Annotated in this window: 15 protein-coding genes and 2 pseudogenes; 2 read left to right on the top strand and 15 right to left on the bottom strand. The window is 67.5% G+C overall.

Annotation, left to right across the window (positions count from 1 at the left end):
• The 7 genes and pseudogenes from J7E68_RS09740 to rsmA all read right to left on the bottom strand — a co-directional run.
• Positions 1-206 (bottom strand): annotated as a pseudogene (locus J7E68_RS09740) (sugar ABC transporter substrate-binding protein); the annotation flags it as partial.
• Between the two features lie 60 nt (positions 207-266).
• Positions 267-1,625 (bottom strand): multiple monosaccharide ABC transporter permease, encoded by a 1,359-nt coding sequence (mmsB, locus tag J7E68_RS09735; RefSeq protein ID WP_215172091.1) that lies wholly within the window; start codon positions 1,623-1,625, stop codon positions 267-269.
• Positions 1,622-3,142 (bottom strand): multiple monosaccharide ABC transporter ATP-binding protein, encoded by a 1,521-nt coding sequence (gene mmsA, locus J7E68_RS09730; protein ID WP_251048845.1) that lies wholly within the window; start codon positions 3,140-3,142, stop codon positions 1,622-1,624. Before mmsA ends, mmsB begins: the two co-directional genes overlap by 4 nt.
• Positions 3,143-3,297: 155 nt before the next feature.
• Positions 3,298-4,311 carry a LacI family DNA-binding transcriptional regulator gene (locus tag J7E68_RS09725; protein ID WP_215172089.1) on the bottom strand — a complete coding sequence of 338 codons (1,014 nt, stop codon included), beginning with the start codon at positions 4,309-4,311 and terminating at the stop codon, positions 3,298-3,300.
• Positions 4,312-4,434: 123 nt separating this feature from the next.
• Positions 4,435-5,367 carry a 4-(cytidine 5'-diphospho)-2-C-methyl-D-erythritol kinase gene (locus J7E68_RS09720; RefSeq protein ID WP_215172087.1) on the bottom strand — a complete coding sequence of 311 codons (933 nt, stop codon included), beginning with the start codon at positions 5,365-5,367 and terminating at the stop codon, positions 4,435-4,437.
• Positions 5,368-5,380: 13 nt separating this feature from the next.
• Entirely contained in the window at positions 5,381-6,448 is a 1,068-nt protein-coding gene (locus J7E68_RS09715; RefSeq protein ID WP_215172085.1) for an aldo/keto reductase, read from the bottom strand.
• Positions 6,449-6,457: 9 nt separating this feature from the next.
• Positions 6,458-7,327: a 16S rRNA (adenine(1518)-N(6)/adenine(1519)-N(6))-dimethyltransferase RsmA gene (rsmA, locus tag J7E68_RS09710; protein ID WP_215172083.1), complete on the bottom strand. Its 870-nt coding sequence runs from the start codon at positions 7,325-7,327 to the stop codon at positions 6,458-6,460.
• A gap of 55 nt (positions 7,328-7,382) precedes the next feature.
• On the opposite strand from rsmA, the gene J7E68_RS09705 reads away from it, so the two are divergent.
• The gene (locus tag J7E68_RS09705) at positions 7,383-8,621 is read left to right on the top strand and encodes an MFS transporter (protein ID WP_215172081.1); all 1,239 of its coding nucleotides are present in this window, start codon (positions 7,383-7,385) and stop codon (positions 8,619-8,621) included.
• On the opposite strand, the gene J7E68_RS09700 is transcribed toward J7E68_RS09705, so the two are convergent.
• The 6 genes from J7E68_RS09700 to J7E68_RS19770 are packed head-to-tail and all read right to left on the bottom strand — an operon-like array spanning position 8,603 to position 16,060.
• Complete coding sequence (locus tag J7E68_RS09700) at positions 8,603-9,472, bottom strand: TatD family hydrolase (RefSeq protein ID WP_215172079.1); 870 nt, start codon at positions 9,470-9,472, stop codon at positions 8,603-8,605. The genes J7E68_RS09705 and J7E68_RS09700 overlap by 19 nt on opposite strands.
• Before the next feature lie 2 nt (positions 9,473-9,474).
• On the bottom strand, positions 9,475-11,067 hold the full coding sequence (gene metG / locus J7E68_RS09695; protein ID WP_215172077.1) for a methionine--tRNA ligase: 1,593 nt from the start codon (positions 11,065-11,067) through the stop codon (positions 9,475-9,477).
• A 38-nt stretch (positions 11,068-11,105) separates the two neighbouring features.
• Positions 11,106-12,647, bottom strand: coding sequence for a molybdopterin-dependent oxidoreductase (locus J7E68_RS09690; protein ID WP_215172075.1), 1,542 nt, complete (start codon positions 12,645-12,647; stop codon positions 11,106-11,108).
• A gap of 43 nt (positions 12,648-12,690) precedes the next feature.
• Entirely contained in the window at positions 12,691-13,860 is a 1,170-nt protein-coding gene (locus J7E68_RS09685) for a family 1 glycosylhydrolase (RefSeq protein ID WP_215172073.1), read from the bottom strand.
• A gap of 14 nt (positions 13,861-13,874) precedes the next feature.
• A complete protein-coding gene (locus J7E68_RS09680) occupies positions 13,875-15,587 on the bottom strand; it encodes an ABC transporter ATP-binding protein (protein ID WP_215172071.1) in 1,713 nt (570 codons plus the stop codon).
• Complete coding sequence (locus J7E68_RS19770) at positions 15,584-16,060, bottom strand: ABC transporter permease subunit (RefSeq protein WP_251048843.1); 477 nt, start codon at positions 16,058-16,060, stop codon at positions 15,584-15,586. The genes J7E68_RS09680 and J7E68_RS19770 overlap by 4 nt, the downstream gene beginning before the upstream one ends.
• Between J7E68_RS19770 and J7E68_RS19765 the strand changes: the two genes are divergently transcribed.
• On the top strand, positions 16,059-16,340 hold the full coding sequence (locus J7E68_RS19765; RefSeq protein WP_251048842.1) for a hypothetical protein: 282 nt from the start codon (positions 16,059-16,061) through the stop codon (positions 16,338-16,340). The two genes, J7E68_RS19770 and J7E68_RS19765, sit on opposite strands and share 2 nt — an antisense overlap.
• A 109-nt stretch (positions 16,341-16,449) precedes the next feature.
• Here the strand turns inward: J7E68_RS19765 and J7E68_RS09670 are convergent, their stop codons facing one another.
• Together J7E68_RS09670 and J7E68_RS09665 are read right to left on the bottom strand one after the other, a co-directional pair.
• Positions 16,450-17,445: an ABC transporter permease gene (locus tag J7E68_RS09670; protein WP_215172069.1), complete on the bottom strand. Its 996-nt coding sequence runs from the start codon at positions 17,443-17,445 to the stop codon at positions 16,450-16,452.
• Positions 17,446-17,484: 39 nt separating this feature from the next.
• A pseudogene (locus tag J7E68_RS09665) lies at positions 17,485-17,791 on the bottom strand (ABC transporter substrate-binding protein); the annotation flags it as partial.

Genomic DNA, 17,791 nt, shown 5'->3' with positions numbered 1-17,791 from the left:
TCCGTGAACAGCTGACCTGCGAGGACCCAGTTCTCACTGGTCTTGTCGGGAAGTGCGACACCGATCGGAGAGCCTGCCTCGAAGCCGGCTGCGGCCTCTTCGCCGGATCCCGTGTCGGTTCCGCCGCCGCGCTCACCGGAGCAGCCCGTGAGTGCGAAGGCAGCCGTCGCGACGAGCGCTGTCGCTGTGACGATGATCTTCTTCATGTGATCTCTTTCTGTGTGATGTGACGGATTCTGCGTGCGAGCACTGCGCGGAGATTCCGCTTACTCGGCCCTCGTCTTGTCGACGGGAGGGGCTTGGTAAGTCCTGTTGGGCTCGAAGGTCGGCGTAGCCTCCGGGTCGCCTCTGCGGCCCGAGCGGCGCATCAGCAGACCGGTGATCGAGGGGCGGCCCTGCTGCTTGTTCCAGACGTCGATGCCGACCGCGAACAGGAGCACGATGCCCTTGATCATCGAGACGACGTCGGCACCCTGACCGAGCAGTGCGAGGCCGTTGTTGAGGAACGCCATCACGAGACCACCGATGATCGAGCCGATCACCGTTCCGATGCCACCGGCGACGGCAGCGCCACCGATGAAAACCGATGCGATGGCATCCAGCTCCCAGCCGGTGCCGTCGTTCGGCCCCGATGCCTGCGAGCGGGCGACGAAGATCATGCCGGCGAGGGCGGCCATCATCGACATGTTCATCATGACGAAGAAGTCGACCCAGCGATCCTTCACGCCCGAGAGGCGGGCAGCCTGACGGTTGCCACCCACGGCGTAGATGTGACGGCCGAACACCGTGTTACGGGTGATGAACGAGTAGATGATGACGAGCGCGAGCAGGATGAGACCCGGAACCGGGAAGCTCGTGCCCGGGCGACCGGTCGCGAACATCCATGCGGCGACGAGCACGACGATCGAGAGCAGCACGACCTTGACGACGCTGACCCACAGGGGTGCGCTGTCGGAGCCCATCTTGTGCTGCTGGCGACGCGTGCGGATCTCCCAGAAGACCAGCCACGCCACGGCGATCAGGGCGAGGATCATGGTCGGCACGTTGAAGTCGAGCGGAAGCCCGACCTCGGGCAGATAGCCGGTGCCGATCACCTGGAAGCCCTTGGGCACGGGGATCGTCTGCGCGTCACCGATCCACTGCTGCGCGCCGCGGAAGAGGAGCATGCCGGCGAGCGTCACGATGAACGCGGGAACTCCGACGTACGCGACCCAGAACCCCTGCCAGGCACCCACGAGGGCGCCGACGCCGAGGCCGAGCAGGATCGCCAGCGGCCAAGGGAGGTTCCAGTCGGCCATCGACTTCGCGACGATGATGCCGGTGAAGGCCGCCACAGAGCCGACCGACAGGTCGATGTGGCCCATGATGATGACCATCACCATGCCGATCGCGAGGATCAGGATGAACGAGTACTGATTGATGACGTTGATCAGGTTGCCCGACGTCAGCGTCGCGCCGTTCGGACCGTTGCGCAGCAGCGTCAGGATCTCGAAGAGGACGATGATGACGATGAGGCTGCCCAGGATGCCGAACTGGCGCAGTGACGAGGTGCCGTTGCTTCCGAACATCTTGCGGATGTCGCCGAAGTGGAAGCCACTCTTCGTTGTCGTGAGGTCGGTGGTCATGCGGATGCTTTCTGAGTCGCGGAGGTCATGCTGCGCATGAGGGCCTCGGGTGTCGCCTGGTCGGCCGGGATGCAGTCGGTGACCCGACCTTCGAAGACTGTGTAGATGCGGTCGGAGATGCCGAGCAGCTCGGGCAGCTCGCTCGAGATGACGATGACGCCCTTGCCCTGCGAGGCGAGCTCGTTGATGATCGCGTAGATCTCGTACTTCGCGCCGACATCGATGCCGCGGGTGGGCTCGTCGAGGATCAGCAGGTCGGGATCGGTGAACATCCACCGCGCCAGCACGACCTTCTGCTGGTTTCCTCCCGAGAGCTTTCCGACGCCCTCTTCGACGCTCGGCGTCTTGATGCGCAGCGCCTTGCGGTAGCGCTCGGCGACCGAGTACTCCTCGCGCTCGTCGACGACGCCGCGCTTCGAGATCTTCGACAGCTTCGCCGCCACGACCGACCTCTTGATGGTGTCGAGGAGATTGAGCCCGAGCACCTTGCGGTCTTCGCTGACGTACGCGAGTCCGTGCTTGATCGCGGAGGAGACGTCGGGGATCGTGACCCCGATGCCGTCCTTGATGATCGTGCCCGACTGGAAGTTGCCGTAGGAGCGGCCGAAGATGCTCATCATGAACTCGGTGCGCCCCGCGCCCATGAGCCCGGCGATTCCGACGACCTCGCCACGGCGGACGTTGAGGTTCGAGCCCTTGACGACCATGCGCTCGGAGACCGTCGGGTGCTGCACCCACCAGTCCTTGACCTCGAAGAACACCTCGCCGATCTCGGGGGTGCGGTCGGGGTACCGGCTCTCGAGCGAGCGGCCGACCATGCCGCGGATGATGCGGTCCTCGTTGATCTCGCCGCGCGAGATGTCGAGCGTCTCGACCGTGCGGCCGTCACGGATGATCGTGATCTCGTCGGCGATCTGCTCGATCTCGTTGAGCTTGTGGCTGATCATGATCGACGCGATCCCCTTGGCCTTCAGGCCCAGGATCAGGTCGAGCAGGTGCTGCGAGTCGTTCTCGTTCAGGGCGGCGGTGGGCTCGTCGAGGATGAGGAGCTTGACGTCCTTGTTGAGCGCCTTGGCGATCTCGATCAGCTGCTGCTTGCCGACACCGAGCGTCTTGATGGCGACGTCGGGGTCTTCACGCAGCCCGACGCGCGCCAGCAGCTCGACCGTGCGCTGGCGCTGTGCGCGCCAGTCGATCTTGCCGAAGCGGCGGATCTCGTTCCCGAGGAAGATGTTCTCGGTGATCGAGAGCTCGGGGATCAGCGCGAGCTCCTGGTGGATGATCGCGATGCCCGCCTGCTCGCTGGCCACGATGTCGCGGTAGCGCTGCTCCTGGCCGTAGAGGAGGATCTCCCCCTCATACGTGCCGTAGGGGTAGACGCCGGAGAGGACCTTCATCAGGGTCGACTTCCCGGCGCCGTTCTCGCCGCAGATCGCATGGATCTCGCCTGCTCGGACGGTGATGGATACGTCGGACAGCGCCTTCACACCCGGGAACTCCTTGGTGATGCTGCGCATCTCCAGGATCGGGCCTGACACGACCGGCAACGTTGCTGTGGTGCTCACAAGATCTTCCTCGCGACGGGCGGTCACCTTCGATGTGACCGTTCACATTGGATTACATAGTCTACGCTCGCTGAGGCGGTGTCAAGACCACGAGCCAAATTGTGGCTCTATCGAGGTGCGGACGATTCCCTCGTGCGCAGAGTGGTCTGCAACGGCCCGAACTGGGGCACCTGCTCGCCGCGGATCTGCGCGAGCAGTATGCGCACGGCTCGGCGGCCGAGCTCGGGGAAGTCCTGGTGCACGGTGCTCAGCGTCGGAGCCACGTGAGCAGCCACGGGGATGTCATCGAACCCGACCACGCTGACGTCCTCCGGCACGCGGATGCCGGCGTCGCGGAAGCCGTGCATGAGCCCGATCGCCATCTGGTCGTTGGCGACGAACACCGCGGTGAAGTCCCGTCTGCGCGCGAGCTCCTGCCCCGCGAAGTATCCGAAGTCCGCCGTCCAGTCCCCGCGGATCGGCGGGAAGGTGGGCAGATCGGCCTCGCGGAGGGCATCCAGGTACCCGCGCATGCGCGATTCCGCCTCGATCCAGTCCTGCGGTCCTGCGATGTGGATGATGTCGCTGTGGCCGAGACCGATCAGATGCTCGGTCGCCGTGCGCGCTCCCGCGACCTGGTCGGCCGACAGGCTCACCCCGTCGGACCCCGACGCGGTCTGCAGCGAGACGAACGGCATCTCGACCGCCATTCCCCGCAGCACATGGAACGCGCGCACCTGCGGCGCCAGCACCACGATGCCGTCGACCTGCTCACGAGCCAGCTGGCGCAGGGCGCTGCCGATCGCCTCGGGCGTCGTGGCCGACAGGTTCAGCGTCGATACCGAGTACCCCTCTTCGCGGGCCGCATCCTCGATGCCGACGATCGACGAGGTGGGCCCGCACTCCCCCACGGTCGCCGCGAGGATGCCGAGCATGTTCGACTTGCTCGTCACCAGCGCCCTGGCCGCGAGATTGGGGCGATAGTCCAGCACCGCGATCGCGTCGAGGACCTTGGCCTTGGTCTCGGGGCGGATGCTCGCATGGTCGTTCAGCACGCGCGAGACGGTCTGATGCGAGACGCCGGCGAGCCGTGCGACATCGCGGATGCTCGGCATCCGCGCGCGCTCAGAGGCGGTCGACATCACAGACCTCCTCGTATGTGCACGGTCACATCGTCACTTCATTATGTATGCCAGTCACCGCGAGCGCACCTCGAAGACGCGACGGAGCGTGACGTGCGGCTGCGTTCTCGCACCGGATGCGGGTCAGGCTATGACGCGAGCGCCCTGCACCGGACCGTGCACATGCAGGGAGTCGATGCCGTGCTCGCGCAGTTCCGTCTGCACGGACTGCGCGCCCTCGGGGCTCGCGCACAGGAGAGCCACCGTCGGACCCGATCCCGAGACGATCCCCTGCAGCGCCCCGGCGTGGATGCCACGCAGGATGGTGGTCTCCAGCTCCGGCCGCTCGTACAGCGCGGCCTCCTGCAGGTCGTTGTAGATGCTCTCGGCGAGCAGGTCCGGATCACCGGATCGCAGCGCCTGCAGCACCGGCACCGGCACCTCGAGCGACTCGGGCGGATCGTCGGCGAGCGCACCCTCGGCGTCACGCAGCGAGTCGAGTCGCGCGTAGACGACCGGAGTCGACAGGCCCTCGTCGCTCGGCACGAGCAGCCAGTCGAAGCGCCCGCGCGCCAGCGCGGGGTTCAGCTGATCGCCGCGCCCCGTGCCGACCGCGGTGCCCCCGTGCAGGGCGAACGGCACATCCGCCCCGAGGCGCGAGCCGAGCTCGTGCAGCCGCGCGGTCGAGAATCCGGTGCCCCACAGCGCGTCGCACGCGACCAGCGCCGCCGCGGCATCGGCCGAGCCGCCGCCCATTCCCCCGGCGACCGGAACGCTCTTGCGGATCTCGAGCGCGACCCCGCCCTCGTATCCGGCGGCACCGGCGAGCAGCTTCGCGGCGCGCATGGCGAGGTTGCGATCATCGAGCGGCACGCTGCCGGGGTCGTCGACGCCCGAGACCGTGATCGAGAAGTCGTCGGCGTGCCGGGCGATCACATCCTCGTAGAGCGACACCGCCTGGAAGACCGTCGCGAGCGCGTGGTAGCCGTCATCGTGGCGTCCACCCACTCCGAGGTACAGGTTGATCTTGCCCGGTGCGCGGACGCGCACCGCATCGACGGGGGCGGCGAAGCTCATCTGGGAGTCCCGGTCACAGCTCCGTGGACGTCGCCCACAGGTCGACGTCGATGGATCCAGACAGCTCGTCGATGCGGGCGAGCTCGTCGGCGGTGAGAGCCGGACCGTTCACCGCGGCGATGTTCTCGTCGAGCTGCTCGGGGCGCGAGGCGCCGATCAGCGCAGAGGCCACCACGGGGTTGCGCAGCGTCCACTGCAGGGCCAGCTGCGCGAGCGACTGACCGCGGTCATGGGCGATCCCGTTCAGCGAACGGAGGGTCTGCACCGCGGAATCCGACAGCGGAGCATCCGGCAGCGAGCCGCGCTTCTGCGCCCGCGCCGCGGTGCCGTCGCCGAGGTACTTGTCGGTGAGGAGCCCCTGGGCGAGCGGTGTGAACGCGATCGCGCCGAGGCCCGACTGCTCGAGGGTGTCGGTGAGTCCGTCTTCGACCCAGCGGTTGAGGATCGAGTAGGCGGGCTGGTGGATGACGAGCGGAGTGCCGAGCTCGGTGGCCACCGCGACGGCCTCGGCGGTGCGCTCGGCGCTGTAGGACGAGATGCCGACGTAGAGCGCCTTGCCCTGGCGGACGAGCGTGTCGAGTGCCGCGACCGTCTCGGCGACCGGAGTCACGGGGTCGGCGCGGTGCGAATAGAAGATGTCGACGTAGTCGAGGCCCATGCGGGTCAGCGACTGCTCGGCACTGGCGAGGATGTACTTGCGGCTGCCGAAGTCTCCGTAGGGCCCGGGCCACATGTCCCACCCGGCCTTCGACGAGATGATCAGCTCGTCGCGGTAGGGGCGGAAGTCCTCGGCGAAGATGCGGCCGAAGTTCTTCTCGGCGGAGCCGTAGGGCGGGCCGTAGTTGTTGGCCAGGTCGAAGTGCGTGATGCCGCGGTCGAAAGCGTGTCGCAGCAGCGCACGCTGGTTGTCGAGCGGGATGTTGTCGCCGAAGTTCCACCACAGCCCGAGCGAGATCGGGGGCAGGAACAGCCCGGAGGTGCCGACCTGCCGGTACTCGAACTGCTCGTAGCGGCTCTCGTCGGCCGCGTACGGCCGGTGCAGCTCGGGGACGTTCGGACGGAAGCGGGGAGAGTCGGTCACGGTGCCAGATTAGTCGGTGATGACGGCGTCTTCGATCCCGGCGACCTGCTGCGCAACACGCTGGTAGTCCTCGACCGTGAGGTCTTCGCCGCGTGCGGTCGGTGCGACCCCGGCCGCGATGAGCACCTCGGATGCCGCCGCGGAGCTGCCGAAGAGGCCCGACAGGGCCTGACGCAGCATCTTCCGCCGCTGGTTGAACGCCGCGTCCACGATCTTGAACGTGAGACGACGCTCGTCTTCGGTGCCGCGCTCGCCGACCGACCGGTCGAACCCGACGAGCAGGCTGTCGACGTTCGGCACCGGCCAGAAGACCTGCCGCGACACGGTGCCGGAGAGCTTCCACTCGCCGTACCAGGCCGCCTTGACGCTCGGGGAACCGTAGATCTTCGACCCCGGCTTCGCGGCCAGCCGCTCGGCGACCTCGGCCTGGACCATCACCACTCCGCGCTTCAGATACGAGAAGTTCTCGAGGAAGTGCAGCAGGACCGGCACCGAGATGTTGTACGGAAGGTTCGCCACCAGCACGGTGGGCTCGCCGGGCAGCTCGGTGATGCGCAGCGCGTCGGCGTCGACGACCGTCAGCATCTCCGGGGCGACACCGTGCTCTTCGGCGGTCTGGGCCAGCCGCGAGGCGAGCCGGTGATCGATCTCGACGGCGGTGACCGACGCCCCGGCCTCGAGGATCGCGAGGGTGAGGGACCCGAGCCCCGGGCCCACCTCGACCACTCGCTCCCCCGGCTGCACGCGTGCTGCGTGCACGATCTTGCGCACGGTGTTCGCATCGACGACGAAGTTCTGTCCGAGCTTCTTGGTCGGGATGACATCGAGCTCAGCGGCGAGGCGGCGGATCTCGGTGGCGCCGAGCAGGGTGATGGTCATTGCTCCATTGTCCCCCACCCCCATCGGTGTCCGAACCGGCCAGTAGTCTTCTGTGATGCCCTCCCTCGGTGAACTGATCGCACCACGGCGCATGGGCAGGGATTTCCGCTGGCTGCTCGCGTCATCGTGGACGAGCAACGTCGGAGACGGCGTCGCTCTCGCTGCCGCTCCCCTGCTCATCGCGTCGATGACGTCGTCGCCGACCCTCGTCGCGGCCGGTGCCATCCTGCAGTTCCTGCCGTGGCTGCTGTTCGGCCTGCATGCGGGGGCGATCGCCGACCGGTTCGACCGTCGTCGGCTGGTGATGGTCGCCAACGCCGCGCGGGCCGTCGTGCTCGCCGGTCTCTGCGTCTTCCTGCTGACGGGCACGGCCAACATCTGGATCGTGCTGGCGGTGGCGTTCCTCTACGGCACCGCCGAGGTGTTCGTCGACACCGCAGGCAGCACGCTGCTGCCGATGCTCGTCGCGCCGGCCGACCTCGGCATCGGCAACGCGCGATTGCAGGCCGGCTACCTGGTCGCGAATCAGTTCGCGGGCCCGCCCCTGGGCGCGTTCCTCTTCGCTGCGGGCACGGCGTGGCCGTTCCTGCTCGAGATCGTCTGCGTGCTTCTCGCGGTCGTGCTGATCTCACGCATGGCTCGCACCCCCGTCCCGGCCCGCGCCGCGGGCGAGGGCGAGAGACCGCATGTGCACACCGATATCGCCGAAGGACTGCGCTGGCTGTGGCAGAACCCTCCTGTGCGGATGCTGGTGCTCATCATCCTGGTCTTCAACGTGACCTGGGCCGCGCCCTGGGGCGTGCTCGTGCTCTACGCCACCGAGCACCTGAACATGGGCGCCGTCGGCTACGGAGCGCTGACCACCGCATCCGCCGCGGGCGGCATCCTCGCCACGCTGTGCTTCGGGTGGCTCGAGCGACACGTCTCGTTCGCCACGCTGATGCGCGTCGTGCTGTCGCTCGAAGTGCTGATGCATCTCGCCTTCGCACTCACCAGCACCGGGTGGGTGGCGCTCGTGATCATGTTCGTCTTCGGGGCGTACGCGTTCATCTGGGGCACGATCTCGACCACCGTGCGCCAGCGTCTCGTCCCGACCGAGCTGCAGGGCCGAGTCGCATCGGTCAACATGGTCGGCGTGTTCGGCGGCATGGTGATCGGGCAGGCACTGGGCGGCGTGATCGCCCAGTTCTGGGGACTCACCGCGCCCTGGTGGTTCGCGTTCGTGGGCGCGGCGCTCACTCTGCTTCTGGTGTGGAAGCCGATCTCGCAGATCGTTCAGGCGAAAGCGCCGTAGACCCTCAGCGTGTTGGCGGCGATCTGCGCCGACAGCTCATCGACGTCGATGCCGAGCTCTGCCGCCATGAACCGCACCGTGATCGGCACGAGGTACGGAGCGTTCGGTCGGCCGCGCAGCGGCGTCGGGGTGAGGAACGGCGCGTCGGTCTCGACGAGGATGCGATCGAGCGGGGTCACCTTCAGCGCATCCCGCAGGTTCTGCGCGTTCTTGAACGTGACGTTTCCCGCGAACGACAGGTGATACCCGGCATCCGCACACACACGAGCCATCGCGTCGTCGCCCGAGAAGCAGTGGAACACCGTCTTCTCGGGAGCACCGACGCGACCGAGCGTCTCGAGCACCGCGTCATGCGCATCGCGGTCGTGGATCTGCATCGCGATGCCGTGCTTCTTCGCGAGCGCGATGTGCGCCTCGAACGACTCGAACTGCGGCGCACGGCGCTCGGGCTCGGTGCGGAAGAAGTCGAGACCGGTCTCGCCGATCGCCCGGGTGCGCGGGTGGGCGGCGAGTTCGTCGATCACCGCGAGCGCCTCATCGAGGCGCCCCTCTTCGGCATAGGCGGGAGCATCGTTCGGGTGGATCGCGACGGCCGCGAGCACGCGCGGGTCGGACGCTGCGGCCTCGACGGCCCAGCGCGACGACTCGACGTCACCCGATGCCTGCACCACGCCTGCGATGCCCACGGCCTCGGCGCGATCGAGCTGCTCCGTCAGCGACAGCGGCTCATCGCCGTCGAGGATCTCGAGATGCGCATGGTTGTCGTAGACGGGCACCGAGAGCGCCTCGGGTGCCGCCGGGTAGCGGAGGTCCTTGCGCCCGTCGCCGTCGCGCTGCTGCACGTACGCCATGCTCAGGCGGCGGACTCCACGCGCGGGAACAGCGGCGTGAGACCGTTGACGCTGGTGCCGGGGCGCAGCACGCCCCAGCCTCCGGCCTCGCGGATCGGCTGGTCCTGCAGACGCCCCAGCGACTCGGCCGCGCCGAGCGCGACCCAGAGCTTCTCGGTCGACTGCGGCATCACCGGCGAGAGCAGCACGGCGAGGGCGCGCAGACCCTCGGCGCACGTGTACAGCACGGTGCCCAGGCGTTCGCGCTGCGCCTCGTCTCCGTTGTTCGACTGCTTGGCCAGCGCCCACGGCTCGTTCGCGGTGATGTACCCGTTGAGCGCGTCGACGATCGTCCAGATCGACGAGATGGCCTCGTCGATGCGGAACTGCTCGATCGCGGCATCCGCGTTCGATGCGGCATCGGCGACGATCTTCTGGATCTCGAGGTCTCTGTCGGTGTACTCGGCCGGCGGCGGCACGATGCCCTCGAAGTACTTCTCGATCATCGCCGTGGTGCGAGAGGCGAGGTTGCCGAAGCCGTTCGCGAGCTCGGCCTGATAGCGGGCCGACAGGTCTTCCCACGAGAACGAGCCGTCCTGGCCGAACGCGATCGCCGACAGGAAGTAGTAGCGGTAGGCGTCGGATCCGAAGACGTCGGTGATCTCGGTCGGCGCGATGCCGGTGAGCTTCGACTTCGACATCTTCTCGCCGCCGACGAGCAGCCAGCCGTGAGCGAACACGCCGCGCGGAACATCGAGTCCTGCGGCCATCAGCAGCGCGGGCCAGATCACGGCGTGGAAGCGGAGGATGTCTTTGCCGACCACGTGGTACGCGGGCCAGCGGCGATCGAAGGTCTCTTGATCGGAGCCGTAGCCGACGGCGGTGGCGTAGTTGAGCAGAGCGTCGACCCACACGTAGATGACGTGCGACTCGTCCCACGGCAGCGGGATGCCCCAGTCGAAAGTCGACCGCGAGATCGACAGATCCTTCAGCCCCTGGCTGACGAAGGACACGACCTCGTTGCGCGCCGAATCCGGCCGCACGAAGTCTGGCTGGGTCTTGTAGAGCTCGAGCAGGCGGTCTTGGAACTCGCTGAGCTTGAAGAAGTAGTTCTTCTCCTGCAGCAGCTCGAGCGGCTTCGAGTGGATCGCGCAGACCTTCAGGCCTTCGAAGGGCCCGGTGCCGTCGACGATCTCGGACTCGGGCTTGAACTCCTCGCAGCCCACGCAGTAGAGCGCCTCGTACTCGCCCGCGTAGATGTAGCCGCGGTCGTAGAGACGCTGGAAGAACGTCTGCACGTTGGTCTCGTGGCGTTCCTGCGTCGTGCGGATGAAGTCGTCGTTCGCGACGTCGAGCGTCTCGAGCAGCGGGAACCACGCCTCGGTGACGAGCTTGTCGACCCACTCCTGCGGGGTGACGTTGTTCGCCGCCGCCGCACGGAGCATCTTCTGGCCGTGCTCGTCGGTGCCCGTGAGCATCCACGTGTCATCGCCGCCCTGACGGTGCCAGCGCGCGAGCGCGTCGACCGCCACCGAGGTGTACCCGTGACCGATGTGCGGGACATCGGAGGGGTAGTAGATGGGCGTGGTGATGTAGAACGATTCGCCTGCGGGCATGGGGACAATTCTAGGCGGGATGCCGGGGGTCGTTACGCTCAGGCCACACTGACGTCGACGCGGTGCCACCCCTGGGCGCCATCGGGCACGACGCCGGCCGGATCCGAGGTCTGGGTCTCGCCGTCGGCGCTCAGCGCACGGCACTCGATCGTGTGAGAGCCGCTCGTGGCCGCCCAGTCCAACCGCCACTGCACCCAGGTGTCGTCGGAGATGGCGGAGGATAGTTCGGCACGGCGCCACGACCCCTCGTCGATGCGCACCTCGACGCCCTCGATGCCCACGTGCTGCTGCCAGGCCATGCCGGCGATCACCGCATCACCCGCATCGATCCGCTGGCCCCTGCGCGGCACGTCGATGCGCGACTGCAGCTTGACGGGGCCGCGCTCCGACCACCCGCGGTCGGTCCAGTACGCGGTGGTGCGATCGAATCGCGTGACCTCGAGCTGAGTCACCCACTTGGTCGCCGAGACGTAGCCGTAGAGGCCGGGAACCACCATGCGCACCGGGAAGCCGTGTTCGAGGGGCAGCGCCTCGCCGTTCATGCCGATCGCGAGCAGGGCGTCGCGGTCGTCGGTGAGCGCCTCGATCGGGGTGGAGGCGGTGAAGCCGTCCGACGAGGTCGAGAGCACCATGTCGGCCTTCGGGTCGACGCCCGCCCGGGCGAGCAGCTCGCGCACCGGGTGCCCCAGCCACAGGGCGTTGCCGATCAGCGACCCGCCGACCTCGTTCGATACGCAGGCGAGAGTCGTGAACGACTCCTGCATGGGAAGGGCCAGCAGCTCGTCCCAGGTGATCTCGATCTCGCGATCGACCATCCCGTGGATCCGCACCGACCAGTCGGACGGGTCGATCCGCGGCACGATCAGCGCGGTGTCGATGCGATAGAACTCCGAGTTCGGCGTGACCACCGATGCGAGGCCCTGGATGTCGAACTCGGCCCCGGCAGGCACCGGGGGTGCCGGAGTGACCGGAGCCGGCAGCCGCAGAAGAGCGCGGACCGATTCGATCGACCGGCTCGCCCCTCGGGCGATGCTGCCGACGATGAGCGCGGCGACGCCCACCGAGGCGACGCCGACGGTGAACAGGAGGAACCGGCGACGCTCGTCGTGCTCGGCGCGAAGATACGGCACCGGATGCACCGTGCGCATGAGCAGTCGCAGCGCGACGACCGCGGCGACGCCCGCGACGAGGCCCGGCAGCCAGGCGAAGGGGCCCGCTCCGGGTCGGATCATCGCGGCGACGAGAGCGAGCACGCCGAGAGCGCCGAGGATCACGGCGCCGACACCGGCGCGCCGGGACTCGAGGATGCCGGCGAGCGCCGCGACGCCCACGAGCACGATGGCGATGCCGGTGATGAGCGCGATCTTGTCCGCCGTGCCGAACAGGGCGATCGCGGCATCCTTCGCCCAGCTGGGCGCGAGATCGATCAGCCCCCCGCCGATCACGGCGAAGGGGCTCGCGCTGGGTTCGACCACCGCGGCCACCAGCTCTGCGAGGCCGACTGCGACCACCGCCGCACTCAGGCCGGCGGCCGCCGATCGAAGCCCGTCTCCGCGCGTCGTACGGGCTGCATGGCTCATGATCCGAGGGTAACCCCGGGGCAGAGCCCCGGGGTCGTCCGGCTCAGAGCCCGTTGCGGCGTGCGACCTCGCCCAGCCAGGCGAGAGAAGGCTTCGGCGAGCGCTCGAAGGTCTCGTGGTCGAAGCCGATCAGACCGAAGGTCGGACGGAATCCGCTCGCCCACTCGTAGTTGTCGAGCGCACTCCAGTGCTGGTACGCCTTGACCTCGATGCCGTCGGAGATCGCACGGTGCAGCCCCTCGAGGGCACCCTGCGTGTACGCGATCCGGCGGGTGTCGTCCGCCGTCGCGATGCCGTTCTCGGTGACGAGCACCGGCACTCCACCGCTGCGCTCCCACGCGCTGCGCACGCCCATCTCGAGAGCTTCGGGGAAGAACTCCCACCCCGTGAGCGTGGTCTCGACATCGTCGGAGACCGGGCGGGGGCCCTCAGGGCCGATGAAGGTGCGCGTGTACGCCTGCACGCCGACGAAGTCGTCACCGGCGGACTGGTCGAGGTACCAGTGGTCGCGCGGGTCGCCGTACTCGGCGAGCATCTCGTCGGCACCCGGCTCTCCTGTGGAGTGGAACGCCTGCGTCGCGATCGTCCATCCGGCCTGCACACCCGAGACGGAGTGCAGGATCTCGGAGGCGCGGTGATGCGCGTCGAGCAGCGTGTCGGCGACCGCGAGGTCGGGGTTCGGCAGTCCGAAGGCGACGAGGTTCGCCGCATCCTCTCCCCCGGCGAGCATCGCCGCGATGTTCGGCTCGTTGATCGTGCAGACGTAGGTCACACCCTCGATGATCGGGAGCACCGTCTCGACGTAGCGCGAGAACAGGTCGACCGCGTCGTCGGCACGCCAGAAGCCGTCCTTCTGGAACCACTGCGGCACCGTGAAGTGCATCAGGGTCACCGTGGGGTCGAGCCCGTTCTCGCGGGCCGTGTCGATCATGCGGCGGTAGTGGTCGAGCATCGCCCGCGAGACGAACCCGCGCTCGGGCTCGATACGCGCCCACTCCATCGAGAAGCGGTACGAGTTCAGACCGGCGTCCGCCAGCAGACGCATGTCCTCCGGGTACCGGTGGAAGTGGTCGGCGGCATCGCCGGAGGGCTCGACCATCTGCGAACCCGGAGCATGCTCCATGGCCCACCAGTTGCTGGTCGTGTTGTTCCCCTCCACCTGATGGGCTGCGGTCGCAGCACCCCAGAGAAAGCCGTCAGGGAATGTGAGCACGAGTGCTCTCCTCTCTATTTCGAGATACGTGATGGGTTCGGCACGGCATCCAGCAGCTGCACCGTGTACGGGTCTTCGGGATGCTGCAGCACCTGGGACGTCTCGCCGCGTTCGACGACGCGTCCGCTGTTGAGCACGAGGATGTTCTCGGTCACCAGACGCGCGCTCAGCAGATCGTGCGTGATGTAGAGCATGCTGATGCCCCACCTCTCACGCAGGTCTTCGAGCAGCGCGAGAACGCCGGCGCGCAGCGACACGTCGAGCATCGACACGGGCTCGTCTGCGATGAGCACCTGCGGATCGCTCGCCAGTGCGCGGGCGATGACCACGCGCTGGCGCTGACCGCCCGAGAGCTGGTGCGGCAGCTTGGCCGCGAACTGCTCGACCGGGGTGAGGCCCACGGTCTCGAGCAGCTCGAGCATGCGGTCCCTCGCCTCCTGTCCGCGCAGAGGGGTGTAGTTGCGGATCGGCCGGCTGAGCGCGTACTCGACGGTGTGCAGCGGGTTGAGCGCGGCATACGGGTCCTGGAACACCATCTGCACGTCCTTGCGCAGGTCGCGCAGCCCCTGGCGGCGCAGCGTCGCGACGTCGACATCGCCGAAGCGCACCGTGCCCTCGGTGGGCTTCTCGACTCCGGTGATCAGCTTCGCGATCGTCGACTTCCCCGACCCCGAGGCGCCGACGAGCGCGAGCGCCTCACCCGGCTCCAGCCGGAACGACACGTCGTCGACCGCGACGACCGGCTTCTCACCGCGGCGCGGCGCCGGATAGCGCTTCGACACGCCCTCGACCACGATCGCCGCATCCGCCCGGCGGGTGTCGCGCTGCGACACCGTCGGCAGGGTCTCGGTCAGATCGGTGCGCGAGTGCCCCTGACGACGCCGGGTGCCGAGGTCGACGAATCCGGGGATCGAGATGGACTCGGCCCGCGGGTCGGCGTAGTGGCTCAGCAGCATCTGCGTGTACTCGTCCTGCGGACGGTGCAGGATGTCGAGGCTCGGCGCGTCTTCGACGATCCGCCCCTCGTGCATCACCATCACCCGGTCGGTCGCCTCGAGCACGATGCCCAGGTCGTGACTGATGAGGATCGCGGTGAAATGCTCGGAGCGCTGCAGATCCTTGATCGTGTCCATCACGGCGTGCTGCACGAGCACGTCGAGGGCCGTGGTCGGCTCGTCGAACACCATCAGCTGCGGTTCGAGCGAGAGAGCGAGCGCGATCGATGCACGCTGGCGCATTCCGCCCGACAGCTCGCTCGGATACCGGGACAGCACCTGCGGGTCGAGACCGACCTTGCCGACCAGCTCGCGGGCCCTGGCATCCCGGCTCTCCCGGGCGACGTGCCCGTGAGCGGCGAAGATGTCCTGGAAGTGCGTCCCGACGGTGCGCACCGGGTTCAACGCGTTCATGCCGGACTGCAGCACCATCGCGAATCCGCCCTGGCGCTGACGCCGCAGCTCTTCCGCATCGAGTTCGCGGATGTCGCGGCCGTCGAACAGGATGCGTCCGGCGCTGATGCGGGCCGGGGGCTTCTGCAGGCGCGTCAGGGCGAAGCCGAGCGTCGACTTGCCCGAGCCCGACTCGCCGACGAGACCGACGAACTCGCCGCGTCGCAGCGTGAACGAGACGTTTTCGACGGCCGTGACCGGAGTCGCACCCGGCGAGGCGTACTCGACCGAGAGACCCTGGACATCCAGAAGCACGTCATCCGTGGTCATGGCGCTCATCGGCCCTTCCCCTCTCGCAGGCGCGGATTGGAGATTCCGTCCACGCCGAAGTTGATCAGTGTCAGGCTCAGTGCGAGCAGGGCGATGCAGAGACCCGGGGCGAACAGCAGCAGCCACTGGCCGGTGAGGAGCGAGTTGGAGTTCTGCGCCCAATAGAGCATGGTGCCCCAGCTGACGATGCTCGAGTCGCCGAGGCCGAGGAACTCGAGCCCCGCCTCCGCGAGGATCGCCGCGGTCGCCGCCCCGAAGAGCGTGCCCGCGATGATCGAGGTCATGTTCGGCAGGATCTCGCGGAAGACGATGCGTGCCCGGCTGTCGCCGGAGAACTGCGCCGAGGTGACGAAGTCATTGCCGCGCAGCGACTGGGTCTGGCTGCGCAGCACACGCGCGCCCCACGCCCATCCGGTGACGACGATGACCGCGATGATCATCAGGAGTCCGCCGTTCTGCAGGTAGGCGGCGATCACGATCATGAGCGGCAGCCCGGGGATCACGAACGCCGAAGAGCAGCGACAGGATGATGGCGATGCCACCGGCGACGACGCCGACGAGGAGCGAGCCCTGCGCACCGATCGCGAGCTGGGCGAACATGTCGTTGCCGAGCTTGGTGGTGCCGAGCCAGTGCTCGGGCGACGGAGGAAGAAGCGCGGGGTTGTCGGTGCTCCGCGGATTCTGGGAGAAGATCGGAGCGATGATCGCGAACAGCACGATCGCGATGACGAGAGTCGCTCCGATGATGAACTTCGACGATGACGTCGGCAGGACGCGGCGGCGCTTTCGGCCCCGCTGCGTGGCCAGCGAGATGGTGGTCGCCGGCTGTGTCGTGGGCTGGTCTTTGGTGATCAGCGCTGTGTTCTCGGTGTCAGACATTCTGGCGAGCCCTCGGGTCGATGAAGCCATAGACGAGGTCCATGATGAAGTTGGCGGCGAGCACCGTGATGGTGATGACGAGGAAGAGTCCCTGCATCAGCGCGTAGTCGTTGTTCGTGACCGCCTGGAACATCAGCTTGCCGATGCCCGGGTAGGTGAACACCTGCTCCATCACGATCGACCCCGCGACGACGAATCCCAGGGTGATCGAGAAGCCCGCGATCGAGGGGATCGCGGCGTTGCGGGCAGCGTACGTCGTCATGATGCGACGAGGACGCAGGCCCTTCGCCTCGGCCGTGAGCACGTAGTCCTCGGCCATGGTCTGCACCATCATGTTGCGCATCCCGAACATCCAGCCGCCGACCGATGAGATGACGATCGTCAGCGCCGGAAGGATCGCGTGCGACAGGGCGTTCGTGAAGAACGCCCACGTCGGCTCCGGGCCGTCGGGGAACTCGAACACGTCGTACCCGCCGAAGATCGGGAACCAGCCGAGTCCCACGGCGAAGATCGAGACCAGCAGCAGTGCCATCCAGAAGTATGGGATGGACTGCAGCACGGTGGTCGCGGGGATCAGATGGTCGACCCAGGTACCGCGCTTCCATCCCGCCCAGGCCCCCAGCACCACGCCGAGGATGAAGGAGATCACGGTCACCGTGCCGACGAGGATCAGCGTCCAGGGCAGCGCCTGGCTGATCAGCTCGCTCACCGGAGTGGGGAACTTCGTGACGGAGATGCCCAGATCGCCCTGGAGCATCCGCCCCCAGTACGAGATGTACTGCTCCCAGAGGGACGAGTCATCGCCGCCGAGAAGCAGCTTGATGTTGCGGATCGTGGTCTCGGAGACCTCGCCGCCCGCTCGCTGCATCTTGGCGATCATGATGTCCGCCGGGTTCCCCGGCATCAGCCGGGGAAGCAGGAAGTTGAGTGAGATCGCGGCCCACAGCGTGAACGCGTAGAACCCGATCCTTCGTGCATAGAACTTCATGTCACTGACCGTGCTTCCTGCTCCCCCGACCCCATGTGCTTAGTTCGCCGGCTCGAGCTGCGTCAGGACGTAGCCCGCTGCGATGGCTCCCCAGGACGGCGGGAAGGCGTAGAGATCTTCCTCCGTCGGCCATCCCGTGAAGTCCTTCGTGTTGTAGAAGGTCTGCGTCGCGTTGATGACGAGCGGGATGTAGGGAAGGTCACGGACGATCTCGGTCTGGATCGTGCCGTAGAGCTCCTTCTTCTCGGCTTCGTCGTTGGTGCTGATCGCGGCCTGGATTGCCTCGTCGACGACGGGGTTGCTGTAGCGGCTGAAGTTCCAGCGTCCGGCCGGGGCCTCAGCACCC

Source organism: Microbacterium sp. ISL-103 (assembly GCF_018613995.1).
GTDB lineage: Bacteria > Actinomycetota > Actinomycetes > Actinomycetales > Microbacteriaceae > Microbacterium.
This window is presented reverse-complemented; position numbering and strand designations above follow the sequence as displayed.